The 14,073-nt window shown below is 66.4% G+C and carries 8 protein-coding genes and 1 pseudogene; 8 read left to right on the top strand and 1 reads right to left on the bottom strand.

What is annotated here, in order from left to right; all coding sequences use genetic code 11:
- Positions 1 to 2 precede the first annotated feature (2 nt).
- The 8 genes from VGK32_10245 (at position 3) to VGK32_10210 (ending at position 10,786) form a co-directional block, all read left to right on the top strand.
- Positions 3 to 548, top strand: a complete 546-nt coding sequence (locus VGK32_10245) for a chemotaxis protein CheW (GenBank protein HEY3382137.1) — start codon at positions 3 to 5, stop codon at positions 546 to 548.
- Positions 545 to 3,865 carry a methyl-accepting chemotaxis protein gene (locus VGK32_10240; protein ID HEY3382136.1) on the top strand — a complete coding sequence of 1,107 codons (3,321 nt, stop codon included), beginning with the start codon at positions 545 to 547 and terminating at the stop codon, positions 3,863 to 3,865. The genes VGK32_10245 and VGK32_10240 overlap by 4 nt, the downstream gene beginning before the upstream one ends.
- A gap of 798 nt (positions 3,866 to 4,663) precedes the next feature.
- Positions 4,664 to 5,119 carry a hypothetical protein gene (locus VGK32_10235; protein HEY3382135.1) on the top strand — a complete coding sequence of 152 codons (456 nt, stop codon included), beginning with the start codon at positions 4,664 to 4,666 and terminating at the stop codon, positions 5,117 to 5,119.
- 10 nt (positions 5,120 to 5,129) lie between these two features.
- Positions 5,130 to 6,308, top strand: coding sequence for a hypothetical protein (locus VGK32_10230; protein ID HEY3382134.1), 1,179 nt, complete (start codon positions 5,130 to 5,132; stop codon positions 6,306 to 6,308).
- Between the two features lie 56 nt (positions 6,309 to 6,364).
- Positions 6,365 to 9,685, top strand: a complete 3,321-nt coding sequence (locus tag VGK32_10225) for a methyl-accepting chemotaxis protein (protein ID HEY3382133.1) — start codon at positions 6,365 to 6,367, stop codon at positions 9,683 to 9,685.
- 26 nt (positions 9,686 to 9,711) lie between these two features.
- Positions 9,712 to 10,179, top strand: coding sequence for a response regulator (locus VGK32_10220; protein ID HEY3382132.1), 468 nt, complete (start codon positions 9,712 to 9,714; stop codon positions 10,177 to 10,179).
- Positions 10,097 to 10,564 carry a response regulator transcription factor gene (locus VGK32_10215; GenBank protein ID HEY3382131.1) on the top strand — a complete coding sequence of 156 codons (468 nt, stop codon included), beginning with the start codon at positions 10,097 to 10,099 and terminating at the stop codon, positions 10,562 to 10,564. The genes VGK32_10220 and VGK32_10215 overlap by 83 nt, the downstream gene beginning before the upstream one ends.
- Positions 10,565 to 10,576: 12 nt before the next feature.
- Positions 10,577 to 10,786, top strand: coding sequence for a LuxR C-terminal-related transcriptional regulator (locus VGK32_10210; protein ID HEY3382130.1), 210 nt, complete (start codon positions 10,577 to 10,579; stop codon positions 10,784 to 10,786).
- A gap of 803 nt (positions 10,787 to 11,589) precedes the next feature.
- On the opposite strand, the pseudogene VGK32_10205 reads toward VGK32_10210, so the two are convergent.
- A pseudogene (locus VGK32_10205) lies at positions 11,590 to 13,833 on the bottom strand (APC family permease).
- Positions 13,834 to 14,073 lie beyond the last annotated feature (240 nt).

Here is a 14,073-nt window from a genome sequence, read left to right as displayed (position 1 = left end):
TCATGGCGCGCGACCAGGTAGCGGGCGCCACGGGTACTGCCGATCGCGGCGGGCAGTTCGCGACGTTCGTGGTGGATGGGCTGTGGTTCGGCGTCGAAGTGTCGCGCGTGCAGGAAGTCCTCAACTACCAGGACATGACCCGCGTGCCGCGGGCGTCTGGCGCAATCGTAGGCCTCATCAACCTGCGCGGGCAGATCGTGACGGCGATCGACATGCGCCGCCGTCTTGGCCTGAAGGTTCGTCCGCCGAACCAGGTCCCGATGAACGTCGTCATCCTTGCCGACGATGGGGCCGTCAGCCTCCTCGTGGACGAGATCGGCGACGTGATCGACCTGGACGGCGCCGCCTACGAGCCGGTGCCGGAGAGCCTCTCACAGGACATTCGAGCTGTGGCCACCGGCGTCTACAAGCTCGAGAACCATCTATTGCTCACGGTCGGTGCGCCGCAGGTGCTCGACCAGCGCGGCGTCGCAGCCGGCAGAACGGGTGCGCGCGAGGCAGGACTCGGTGGAGTGACAGTCACGGAAGGACACGGAGCGCAAGCATGAATGCACTGAACAACTTCAAGATCGGGACCAAGCTGACGGCGGGCTTCGTCGTCATCGCCGCGATTGCCGGCGTCGTCGGCATCGTCGGCGTCACGAAGATCAGGACGATCGAAGCCGACGACGTCGCGCTGTACGAGACCGTGACGATTCCGTTGGAGGACCTCGTGCGGGCCACATCGGCCTACGGCACGGTTCGGGCCAACATCCCCTACGCCATGATCGCCACCGATCCCAACGAGGTGCGCACGTACGTCACGGCGTGCAAGGCGGCCGACGACGCAGTGAAGAAGCAGCTGGCCGAGTACGGGAAGCAGTTCCTGGACGAACAGGACAAGCAGAACTTCCAGGCCCTGCAGGCCGCCTGGACGGGATACATGAACCTGGCGGACCGCTTGAACGCGCTGTCGGCCCAGAACAAGAAGGCCGAGGCGGTTGCCCTGCTCCGCAACGAGGGCGCGGCGACGGTCCGGCAGACCCAGGATGCCTTCGACACTCTGACGAGCTACAACATCCAGGTGGCGAAGAGGATCTCCGACAACAACAGGGCCACCGCCGATGCGGCGACGCGGACGATGGCGATCCTGATCGGCGTCGGGGTCCTCGCGGCGCTCGCGCTGGGCTTCGTCCTGGCGCGGTCGATCTCGAAGCCGGTCGGCCAGGTCGTGGCTCTCGCCAAGCAGGTCGGCGACGTCGACCTGCGGACGATGACGGCGGAGCTCGACGCCCTCGCGCGCGGCGACCTCGGGCGCAGCCTGACGGTCACTGCCACGGAGCTCCGGCTCGACCGCGGTGACGAGGTCGGACAACTGGCGAAGGCGTTCGACGGCATGATTGGCCGGCTGAAGGAGGCCGCCAGGGCCTACGGAGAGATGACGACGACGCTGCGCGAGATGGCGGACGAGACCCGAGGGCTGGCGAGGGCGGCCGTCGAGGGCAGGCTGGCCACGCGCGGGAACGCCGCGAAGTTCCAGGGCGGCTACCACGACATCGTAAAGGGCGTGAACGACACGCTGGACGCGGTGATCGGGCCGCTGAACGTCGCCGCCGAGTACGTCGATCGGATCTCCAAGGGCGACATCCCGCCGAAGATCTCCGATGCCTACGCGGGTGACTTCAACGAGATCAAGAACAACTTGAACGTCTGCATCGACGCGATCAACGCGCTCGTAACCGACTCGAAGGCGCTGTCGAAGGCGGCCGTCGAGGGGAGGCTGGCAACACGTGCCGACGCGTCGAAGCACGGCGGTGACTTCCGGAAGATCGTGGAGGGGGTCAACGCCACGCTGGACGCGGTCATTGGCCCGCTCAATGTGGCGGCGGAGTACGTCGACCGCATCTCGAAGGGCGACATCCCGCCGAAGATCACGGACGCCTACGCGGGAGACTTCAACGAAATCAAGAACAACCTCAACCAGTGTATCGACGGCCTGGGCGGCCTCGTCGAGGCGAACGCCGTCCTGCAGCACGTGGCGGCGAACGACTACCGCGTGGCGGCGTCCGGGCAGTACCGGGGGATCTTCGCCGAGGTCTGCCGCGCGGTAAATGAGGTGCGCGAACGGCTGCTCGCCCTTCAGGGCGTGGCGCTGCACATCGCGGCCGGCGACCTCTGCGACCTCGCGAAGTACAAGCCGATCGGGCGCCGCTCGGAGAACGACGAGCTGATCCCGGCCTTCATCGCGATGATGGAGGCCATCCAGGCGCTGGTCGTGGACACGCAGACGCTATCCAAGGCGGCGGTCGAAGGCCGCCTCGCGGTTCGGGCCGATGCCTCCAGGCACCAGGGCGACTACCGGACGGTCATCGCGGGCGTCAACGCGACGCTGGATGCGGTCATTGGGCCACTGAACGTGGCCGCGGAGTACGTGGATCGGATCTCGAAGGGCGATATTCCGCCCAAGATCACCGAGAGCTACGCGGGCGACTTCAACGAGATCAAGAACAACCTGAACGGGCTCACGGAGACACTCACCGCCATGCTCAGCCGGATGGGCGAGCTGCACAACGCCCAGAAGGCGGGAGACATCGAGGCGGTGGTGCCGGTGGACCAGTTCTCCGGCGCCTACAGGCAGATGATGGCGGGCGTCAATGAAGCGGTGCAACTGCACGTCGGCAACATCCTGACGATCCTGAACATCCTGAGGGCCTATGCCGCCGGGGACTTCACACCGGTCTTGAAGAAGCTGCCGGGCAAGCAGGTGGTGGCGAACGAGATGATGGACCGGCTCCGCACGAACCTCCTGGCCCTGATCGCCGACGGAGAGCAGCTGGCACGGGCTGGAGCGGAGGGGAGGCTCGCCGTCCGCGCAGACGCCACGAAACACGAGGGCGACTACCAGAAGGTGATCGCAGGGTTCAACGCGACGCTCGACGCCATCGCGACGCCGATCGCGGAAGCCGCGAAGGTGCTGGAACGGGTCGCCAAGCAGGACCTTCGCACGGAAGTGCAAGGGACGTACGCGGGTGACCTCGCGGCGATCAAGGACTCGATCAACACCATGGTACGGGACCTGCGCACCTCGATGCAGGGAATCGGTCAGAACGCCCACGCGCTCGGCACATCATCGGAAGAGCTCACGGCGATCAGCCAGCAAATGGCGGCCAACGCGGAGGAGACCGCCACTCAGACCAATGTCGTCTCTGCGGCCTCCGAGCAGGTGTCGAAGAACCTCACGGTGGTCGCCACCAGTTCAGAGGAGATGCTCGCCTCGATCCGCGAGATCGCCAAGTCAGCCAACGACGCGGCCGGAATGGCGAGAAACGCGGTGAAGTTCGTCGACTCGACGAACGAGACCGTCCAGAAGCTTGGCGAGTCGTCGGTGGAGATCGGCAACGTCATCAAGGTGATCACCTCGATTGCGGAGCAGACGAATCTCCTCGCGCTCAACGCGACCATCGAGGCAGCGCGCGCCGGGGACGCGGGCAAGGGCTTTGCGGTGGTGGCGAACGAGGTGAAGGAGCTTGCCAAGCAGACCGCGCAGGCGACCGAGGACATCAGCCGCAAGATCGAGGGGATCCAGGGCGAGACCAAGGGCGCGGTCGGCGCGATCGGCCAGATTGGCGAGATCGTTCGCCAGATCAACGATGCGTCGAACACGATCGCGTCTGCCGTCGAAGAACAGACGGCGACGACCAACGAGATCGGGCGGAACATCACCGAAGCCGCACGCGGCTCGGCCGAGATCGCGCGTAACGTGGCGAGCGTCGCCCAAGCGGCTCAATCGGGCGCACAGGGCGCCGCGGACACCGAGAAGGCCGCGAAATCGGTTGCCGGGATGGCGGGACAACTCCAGGCATTGGTCGGAGAGATTTCGATGTGACGGTCGGCGTACCGACGACCGCTCTTGCGTGACACGAGCGGTCTTTCCAGCGAAGTCGGGCGCGGATAGCGCCGTCGGCTCCGTGCCATGGCGCCGGGACTCGTGCAGGCGGGTCCCGGCAGCGCACCCCCCTCGACGCCATCCGCGTGTCAGCGCCGCCCTCGTTCCCCAAACCGCACGAGGTCCACGAGGCCGTTCTGCCCTCGCTCGCGCGACCACCGTCTGACTCGGCACGGTCCGGAGGCGAGGAAGATGCAGCCAGATCGTGGCCGAAGCCGCCGACGGGCTCTCGGCGCTTGACCGGGCGAAGTCGGCGGCGCCAGACCTGGCCCTCGGCGACCTCCGCACGCCGGACGGCGGCCTGGCATTCATCCGCCGCCTTCGGAGCGCTTCCCCGGCGCGCGGACCATCGTGCTGTCCGCGGAGGCCGACCCGCACCTGGTCCACAGGGCGCGGCGGCTGGGCGTGCGCGGCTACTTGTTGAAGCGGCAATCGGTCGGAGGAGAACCTGGCGCCTCAGTGTCGCGGAGTTGACCAAGTACGCCATCCGTGAGGGCCTCACCAGGCTCTAGCCGCGATCCGAACCGCACCCCACCTCGGCGTGTCAGGCCGCCGCGAGCAACCCTGAAGCCACGACGCCAGGCTCAAGGATCTCCCAGTCCGCCTCAAGATTTTCGTCCCTCTCCGGACCGAACTGCCGGGTCGATTCCCTGGCTGGAGTCGAAGTGACGTTCGCCACGCGGGCGTCCGCGCGTGCGGCGAATCGGCGTTCGGCGGCCGAACCGAAAGGAGCAACCGATGGTTCGACAAGTGATGCGGAAACCGACCCCGAAGCGCCTCGTTGCGCTCGCCGTGCTGGCAGCGGCGGCCGTGCTGGTCTCGTCCCCGACGTGGGCCGCGGAGTACGTGGTGATCGCCAACGGCAGCGCGCCCGGCGCGGCGGTGAGCAGCACCGACCTCAAGGCCATGTTCCTCGGCGACAAGACGACGTGGAGCAATGGGACGGCGGTGAAGATCGTCGTCCTCGAGGACGGCGCGGCGCACAAGGCGTTCCTGCAGGAGGTCCTCGGCAAGACGCCGGCGCAGTTCGACAGCTACTGGAAGAAGCTCGTATTCACTGGCAAGGCGGGGGCACCGAAGTCGTTCGCCGATCCCGCGGCGCTCGCCGCGTATGTGGCGAAGGAGCCGGGCGCCATTGGCTACGTCCCGGCAGGAACCGCGGCCGGGTCGGCGAAGACCATGAAGGTCGAGTAGGGAGACGACGATGAACACCAGAACCAGACGACTGACACCGATTCTCGCCGCTGTCCTTCTGGCGGCCCTGCCCTCGGCATCGCTCGCGCAGGGCGACGACGTGCAGGTCCACGTGTTCGTGTCCCAAGGCTACGCGAAGAGCACGAGCAGCAACGACGTGATGAAGGGCACCGGCGACGGCACCTTCAACTTCAACGAGTTCGGCTTCAACGTCCAGAAGCAGGTGACGGCGCGGCTCCGTATCGGCATGCAGCTGTTCGCCCAGGCGCGAGGGGATGTCGGGAAGGACACGCCGACCATTGACTGGGCGCTCGGCGACTACCGACTCAGGGACTGGACGGGAATCCGCTTCGGCAAGGTGAAGATGCCGCTCGGCCTCTACAACGAGAGCCGCGACAACGACTCGTTGCGCACCTTCATCTTTCTGCCGCAGGGCACCTACGACGATGGCGCGCGCGAGAGCACGATCGCCCAGACCGGGATGGCTGGTTACGGCACGATCCCGATGAAGCAGGCCGGGCGGCTGGGGTACCAGCTGCACATGGGCGCGCTCGCGATGGTGGCGGACGGCGGAGTGGCGAAGAGCATCCAGATGGCGCTGCCCGTCAAAGTGACCGACGCTCATGGCGGTACGACCTATGTCGCGAACGCCGAGTGGCAGACTCCGATCGAGGGTCTGCGTCTGGCCGTGACCCGGTTCCAGACGGCGTTCACCGTCGAGGTAACGACCACAGCCCTGGCGCCGGGGATCGGCCTGCCCCCGGGCATTGCGTTGCCGGTGGACTTCACGAAGCTGACCCGGAGCTACGTGTCCTGCGAGTACGCGTTCCGCAACCTCGTGCTGGCGGCGGAGTTCCGGCGTCAGGAAGTCAGAGCGACCGTGGGCGGCGTCATCCCGCGGAATCAGGACGACGAGTCGTACTACGTCAGCAGCACCTACCGCCTGAACGATATCGCTGAGGTGGGTGCCTACTACGAGGACTACTACCTCAATCGCTTCGACAAGAGCGATGTGGCCAGATTCCGCAAGGACCTGGCCGCAGCGGTTCGCGTCGACATCAACAAGTACTGGCTGGTCAAGGCCGAGCTGCACAAGATCCACGGCACCGCGCTGATGATCCCCACGGGAACGAATGCGCTGGCCGAGCACTCGTATGTGCTGGCACTCAAGACGACGTTCTCCTTCTGATCTGGCGTGATTGCACCTGTTCCTGTTGCGCGGATTCGGGGCGGCGGGGTGAAGCCATGAACCTGAAGTCACAATGGCAGTCGTTCAGTCTGGGCCGGAAGATCGTCACGCTCGTCGTGGCGCTCGCGCTCGGCTACGCCGTGGCGATGGCGTTCGTCGTCGCAAGCGGCCGTTCGTCACAGAACCGACTAGAGGACATGTCCGCCGCGCTGTTCCCTGCAGCGCAGGGCGGCCAGGCCGCGCTGTCTGCCTTCGAGCAGCAGTTGACCGACTACGAGACCGGTGTGACGACGGGCGATCCGGCGTCGGTGAAGGCCGGGGGAGAAAAGGCCGCGCTGGTGGCGGCCGCGCTCGAGCAAGTCCGCAGGGACGAACGCGTGCCGGAGGCGGCGCGGGTCGCCGCCGGGGACGCGTTGCGAGAGCACTCGGCCTACACGTCCAGCGCCTCGTCCGTCTACACCGAGATGGCCGGCGGGAAGACCAGCCGCACGGACGAGGCGCTCCGGGTCGGCAAACAGGGAGCGGATATCAAGAAGGCGCTTGGGAGCCTCACCCAGCGTCTCGTGGCGGAGATGCACGCAGAACTGTCGGCGGTCGCCGGTATGTCTCGGCGGCAACTGTGGATCAGCGGGATCGCGTGCGTCTGGGTTCTGGGAGCGTGCGGCCTGCTCGCGTACATCACGCTTCTGACCATCCGCCCGCTCACTCGTATGACGGACGTAGCCAACCGGATGGCCGCCGGCGATGTCGACCACGTGGTGGAGTACCGGTCCGGCGACGAGGTCGGAAGGCTCGCAGACGCCTTCCGGGGGACGATCGACTACATCAAGGGCATCGCGGCCGCGGCCGACGCGCTCAGCCGGGGGGACCTGGGGATCGCGATCGAGCCCAGGTCGGACCGCGACGTGTTGTCGCAGAACTTCGCGCGCGCCGTCGCAGTGCTGCAGCGGATGGCGGCCGAGACGGGCCGGCTGGCTGCGGCCGCGCGCGAGGGGCGGCTCGACGAGCGGGGCGACGCGTCGGCGTTCGCCGGCGGTTACGGCACAATCGTGCAGGGCGTCAATGCCACGCTCGACGCCGTCATCGGTCCCCTGAACGTCGCGGCGGAATACGTGGATCGGATCTCGAAGGGCGACATCCCGCCGAAAATCACCGACCCCTACAAGGGCGACTTCAACGAGATCAAGAACAACCTGAACACGTGCATCGACGCGGTGAACGCGCTCATCGAGGACACAGGGACCCTCGCGAAAGCCGCGGTCGAAGGCAGGCTGGCAACCCGCGCGGACGCCGCGAAGCACGACGGCGATTTCCGCAGGATCGTCTCCGGCGTCAATGCGACGCTCGATGCGGTGATCGGCCCGCTCAACGTGGCCGCCGAGTACGTCGATCGCATCTCCAAGGGCGACATCCCACCGAAGATCACGGACGCCTACGCGGGAGACTTCAACGAGCTCAAGAACAACCTCAACCAGTGCATCGACGGCCTGGGCGGCCTCGTCGAGGCGAACGCCGTCCTGCAGCGGATGGCTGTCAACGACTACCGCCTGGCCGCGTCCGGGCAGTACCAGGGGATCTTCGCCGAGGTCTGCCGCGCGGTAGATGAGGTGCGCGAACGGCTGCTCGCCCTTCAGGGCGTGGCGCTGCACATCGCGGCCGGCGACCTCAGCGACCTCGCGAAGTACAAGCCGATCGGGCGCCGCTCGGAGAACGACGAGCTGATCCCGGCCTTCATCGCGATGATGGAAGGCATCCAAGCGTTGGTCGTGGACACCGGAACACTGTCCAAGGCGGCGGTCGAGGGCCGCCTCGCCGTTCGGGCCGATGCCTCCAGGCACCAGGGCGACTACCGGGCGGTCATTGCGGGCGTCAACGCGACGCTGGATGCGGTCATTGGGCCGCTGAACGTGGCCGCGGAGTACGTGGATCGCATCTCGAAGGGCGACATCCCGCCGAAGATCACCGACATCTACCAAGGCGACTTCAACGAGATCAAGAACAATCTGAATGCCTGCATCGACAACCTCACCCGCCTCTCCTCCGCCCTGGAAGCGGTGATCGGCGAGCAGAAGGCCGGCGACGTCGAGAGCCGCTGCGACGTCGGCTCGCTGGCCGGCGCGTACGCGCGCCTAGCGAAAGGCATCAACGAGGCTCTCGACGCCATATCGGTCCCGGTCGTCGAGGCCATCGGGATCATGAACGAGTATGCCGCGGGCAATCTCGCCCGCGAGATGCGCCCCCTCCCGGGGAAACAGATCATCCTCACGAACGGGATGAACGCCATCCGGACCAACGTCCAGGCGCTCGTCGCCGATGTCGGGACGCTGTCGCAGGCCGCCGTCGAGGGCCGGATGGCGACCCGCGCCGACGCGACGAAGCACCAGGGCGAGTACCGGAAGGTGATCGCCGGCTTCAACGCGACGCTCGACGCCATCACGACGCCGATCGCGGAGGCGGCGAAGGTGCTCGAGAGCGTGGCCAAGCAGGACCTCCGCCGGGAGGTGGAAGGCACGTACGCTGGCGACCACGCGGCGATGAAGGACTCGATCAATACGATGGTCCGCGACCTGCGCGGCTCAATGCGCGACATCGGTCAGAACGCTGAGGGCCTGGGCACCTCGTCGGAGGAACTCACCGCGATCAGCCAGCAACTGGCGGCCAACGCCGAGGAGACCGCCACGCAAACCGGCGTCGTCTCGGCCGCCACCGAGCAGGTGTCGAAGAACCTCACCGTCATCGCGACCAGCTCCGAGGAGATGCTCGCGTCGATCCGCGAGATTTCGAAGTCCGCCAACGAAGCGGCCGAAATGGCGAAGAATGCGGTGCGGTTCGTCGAGTCGACCAACGACACCGTCCAGAAGCTGGGAGAGTCGTCCGCCGAGATTGGGAACGTCATCAAGGTCATCACGTCGATCGCGGAACAGACGAACCTTCTGGCACTCAACGCGACCATCGAGGCCGCGCGCGCCGGGGACGCCGGCAAGGGCTTCGCGGTCGTGGCGCACGAGGTGAAGGAGTTGGCCAAGCAGACGGCGCAGGCGACCGAGGACATCAGCCGAAAGATCGAGGGGATCCAGGGCGAGACCAAGGGCGCGGTGGCGGCCATCGGCCAGATCGCCGGGATCATTCGTCAGGTCGACGATGTGTCCAACACGATCGCGTCAGCCGTCGAGGAGCAGACGGCGACGACCAACGAGATCGGCCGCAACATCACCGAGGCGGCTCGCGGGTCGGCCGAGATCGCGCGCAACGTGTCGAGCGTCGCCGACGCCGCGCAGTCGGCCGCGCAGAGCGCAGCCGAGACTCAGACGGCGGCACAGGCCCTCGCCAAGATGGCTGGGCAACTCCAGAACCTGGTGGGCCAGTTCTCGATGTGACCGCAGAGTCGCCGACGGAGATCGACGTGACATGCCTTCCAGACGACGAAGACAACATCCGCGGGGTGGGGCCGCAGGCCGTGATGGAGCAGGTCGGTACGCGCACCGACGCCAGCGAGAGCGTCCGCAGATTGACGGTCGTCGTCGCGGACGACGACGCGGCGGTCCGGCACCTGATGTCCCGGGTCCTAACGCGCGCCGGGTTCCGAGTGTTGGAGGCCCCGGACGGCCGCGAGGCGCTACGGCTGGCGCAGGCTGAAGCCGCCGATCTGGTCATCACCGACCTCGTCATGCCCGAACAGGACAATATCGAAACGATCGGCATGCTCGCGAAGCTCGAGCCGAGGCCCGCGATCATCGCGATATCGGGGGCGTTCGGCGGGACCATGCTCCGGGCGGCGTCGGCGCTTGGTGCCGCCACGGCGCTGCAGAAGCCCTTCAGCGCGAACGAGTTGCTGCGGGCCGTCGGCTCGGCCCTCGCTTCAGCACCCTGAAGGAAGGACGACGACCCACTTCGGCCCGAGCGCACGGTGCGTTTGCGAGATTGATGACGGCCATAGGCGCGAGGTCGTAGCTGAAGCCGGCAACGGTGTCGAGGCCGTTCGTGCCTTCGAACACCATCGGCCGGATATCACGCTCCTCGACCCCCGGATGCCCGAGATGGAGGGCGTCGAGGCCGTCCAGCGGGTCCGCGCGCTCGATCCCGCCGCGCGCATCATCGTGCTCACGACGGACGACACCGACGACGAGATCGCGCGCGCGCTCAACGCGGGAGCGAAGGCCTACCTGCTGAAGGACATCTCGGCGGAGGATCTCGTCCGCTGCATCCGCACGGTCCTGGCCGGGAAGACGTATTTGGTGCCGGCGGCGGCCGAGTAGCTCGCCGAAGGCGTGACCCATGTGCGGCTCACGCCGCGAGAACTCACGAACTTACAGTTGCTGGCGGAGGGCAAGGCGAACCCGGAAATCGCCAATGCGCTCGCCATCAGCAACCGCACGTTCAAGACCCACCTTGGACACCTGTTCGAGAAGCTGAGCGTCACGAGTCGCACGGAGGCGATCAAGGTCGCGGCCCGCCGAGGGCTCGTCAGGTTGGAGTAGAGGCCAGTTCTCGAAGTCGCGAAGAGTTGGGCGTCTCTCCACGGCGTCGCCGACGGGAGCGGCTCGTGTCGGCGACTCGGCGCATTGCCGCGCCAACCCAGCTCATGGATGCCCTGGGAGCGACGGGGAACTGCGGTGCGGAGGTGAACTCGACCTTCATCATCGGTACCTGCTCCAACACAGGTCCCCTGACGGGCAAAGGGCAAGAAAAGGGCAACGCCCGGTGATCGAAGGACGGCGACCGAGGTCACTTCGCAGAATCTGGCCGAATCCCGCGCGCGACGGCTGCGACCCTCTGGGTCGCAGCTACAACGCGATCGACCAGTGGCTGAACAGTATAAGTTGTTGATCCGGAAGGATTTGGCGCGCCCTGCCCCTCGACTCGCTTCGCTCGCTCGGGACTGGGGCGTTGATGGAACGCTCGCCCGGATGCGTGGCGAGCGAAGAAGTGGCGCGCCCTGCAGGACTCGAACCTGCCCGCCTCCGCGCTTCGCGCTGCGGCGTGGTCTCGCCGTAGCTCGCATGGATCTCCCGGCGAGCGAAGGCGGACGACCTCCTGGTTCGTAGCACGAACGAGCCCACCTTGCCGCCGGTTGCCGACCCGTGCCCCACCGAGCCGGAATCACCGCAACCCACTGAAGAACCAAGCGGTCAGCCGGATCCGCCCGTTGCTGCTCCTTGCCGGCCGGAGCCGGGTGTTGCTGCCGCCAAAGGGCAAGAAAAGGGCAACGTGGACCCTGGATGAGGCTTCACGGACTACGAGTCAATCTCGGTGACGACACCGTCCGCCGCGTCCGCGACCCTCATTGTCGAGGGGGCTCACCACTTGGTGTTGAAGACTGGCCACCGCGGACCCTGGCCAGCACCTCGGCTCTGCGTGGCCCCTTCAGGTCCATGTGGAACTCCTCGAGCGCCGCCCTGACAATGTCCCGGTGATGGAGATCTCCGGCCGTCCCTCCCATTTCGAGCCACAGTTCGTGAATCAGGTCAAGGTCGTCTCGCGTGAGCCCCGGCGCGTGCGCGCCCAACTGGTAGTGCTGGACCTCACCCGTCAGCTTGTACGCCAGCAGACGCGTGGCCAGCTGCTGGCTACCCTCGACTCGTTCCCAAGCCTCCCCGAGCAGCCGCGCCTGGTTGTCCGCGCTGAACTTCGCCGAATCGCCCAGCACGATTTCGCTCGACGCGAGGCGGACAGTCGTCCGTGCGACGGCGTCGAACACGTTGGTCGCCGGCACCACGAGCAGCTTCACCGGTCGCCCCTCCCGCTCCGCCACCGCGACGACCCGGGTGAACAGCAGCTGTTCGTAGTCGGAGAAGAGATCACCCTGTTGCAGGTTGTGCGTCGTGGTGTCGCTTCGATCAAGCAGGCGCACGGTCAGCACTGCCACGTCGCGCTGCGCGGTCTCTGGCCGGCCGAGCGCCCACTTCAGGTGCGCCAGCGTGTTGTAGTCGCGAACCGGCACGAGCACACCGCCAGGGCGGATGCCGACGCCGTCGAGATCGATGTCGTCAGCTGGCGCCAGCTGGAACTGATCCACGCCGCCCGCTGATCGCCGTCGCTTGGCGTTGGCGTGTTCCGCAACGACGAATACGACGTAGATCACCATGGTGAAGGCAAAGCCCGATACCGTGGCGACACGCTTGGTGAACAAGTTAATCAGGGCCACAGAGAACAGTCCAAGCGTGGTCAACGCCAGTCCGACGGGCACTTCGGTGTTCCACAGACGGAAGTTCAACGGGACGCGCCATTCGCGCGGTCCAGGCTCCTTGTAGCGCAGGACCAGGACGGCCAGCCCTTTCAACGCGAAGCTCCAGACGACACCGAACGCGTACGCCTCGCCCAGCAGATAGATGTCGCCGCCGCTCAGCACGACGGTGAGCAACTGCAGACCGACGATCACATTGAGCGTCCGATGCGACGTCCCAAACCGCCGATGAGGATGCCGGAACCACTCGGGCAGCACCCCGTCCTCGGACACGCGGTTGAGCACGGCGTTCGACCCGACAATCGCCGTGGTGACGTCGCCGGACAGGATGAGGAAGCCCACCAGCACGACGAAGCCCTGGAAGAACAGTCGCAACCAGAGCGGACCAACCAAGTGCATCGCAATCCCGGAGATGAGGTTGTCCGAGAATCTCGCACGAGTCGCGTCGGGAATGAACGCCACGGCGAGGAAACTATCCGAGGACGTGAAGATCAGCGAATAGCGGAAGATGACCAGCCCGGTTCGCCGGAGGTTGAGCACCTTTGGGTGCTCGATCTCGCGTTACACCTGTGCGAGCGACTCCTCGCCGCTCATCGCCAGGAATGAGTGGCCAAAGCCGATGAGCAGCGCGATCACTGTAAACGTCGGAAGCGGAGTGCCCTTCAGCCAGCCGAGCGCTTCGTCCGAAAAGTGCAGGTGTTCGGCCGTGGGCGGAGGCGGCAGCGCGCCGCCGCGCAACAGCAGGGTCGCGACCGACCAGACCAGGAGGATTACGACCATGGCCGTCGTGATCTGGATGATGCGCAAGGCGTCATGGCTCGACTCGCGCAGGCCTTGTGTGTTGCGCCACCAGAAGTAAGAGATGATGCCGATCGCAAATGCGGCGGCCACGTGATTCGGGGCGAACGGCAGGCGCGCGTTCCAGTGTCCCAGCACATCGGACATGAGACCAACGATGTACTGGCCGGCGGACACCGCGCTGATCGGACCGGTCAGGACGTAGTCGAACAGCAGGGCGGAGACCGACAGCTTCGCCATCGTGCCGCCCATCGCTTCCTTGACCACCCGGTACACTCCGCCGCGCACGAACATCACGGAACTCTCGACGTAGATGGCGCGCACGGCGTAGGAAAAGAGCATGACGCCGAGGATGAACCAGGGTGCGGCCTTTCCGACCGCCTGCTCCGCGATCCCGCCGGCGTAGAAGGCCGACGAACCAAGGTCGCCGAGCACGATGGCCGCAGCCCGCCAGAACGAGATGAACGAGAGGAACACCGTGGTGGCGACAACGACCTTGATCGGGCCGCGGGGTGTCGCGTGAACCGAGCTATCTGTCTGCATGCGTGCTTCTCAAGGACTCACAGCGACCGGGCCACAAGACGACGCCGAGCCACGGCGGAGGCAGGTTGCTATGACCGCCAGCACATCCTGTCAGGCGGCGGAATGGTCGCCGCCGCTGCGCGTCCGTGGGACCGACGGGGTTCCGAGGCTAGCTGACGGGTTTTGGCCGGAAGCGTCCTGCAGTGCCATCAAGTCAGGAGGATGGGTCCCGTCCTCCCCCCATCCCGCGAGCGAAGCGGA

This window comes from Vicinamibacterales bacterium (assembly GCA_036504215.1).
Classification (GTDB): domain Bacteria; phylum Acidobacteriota; class Vicinamibacteria; order Vicinamibacterales; family Fen-181; genus FEN-299.
Note: the sequence above shows the minus strand (reverse complement) of the source record. Positions and strands in the feature narration are given on the sequence as shown.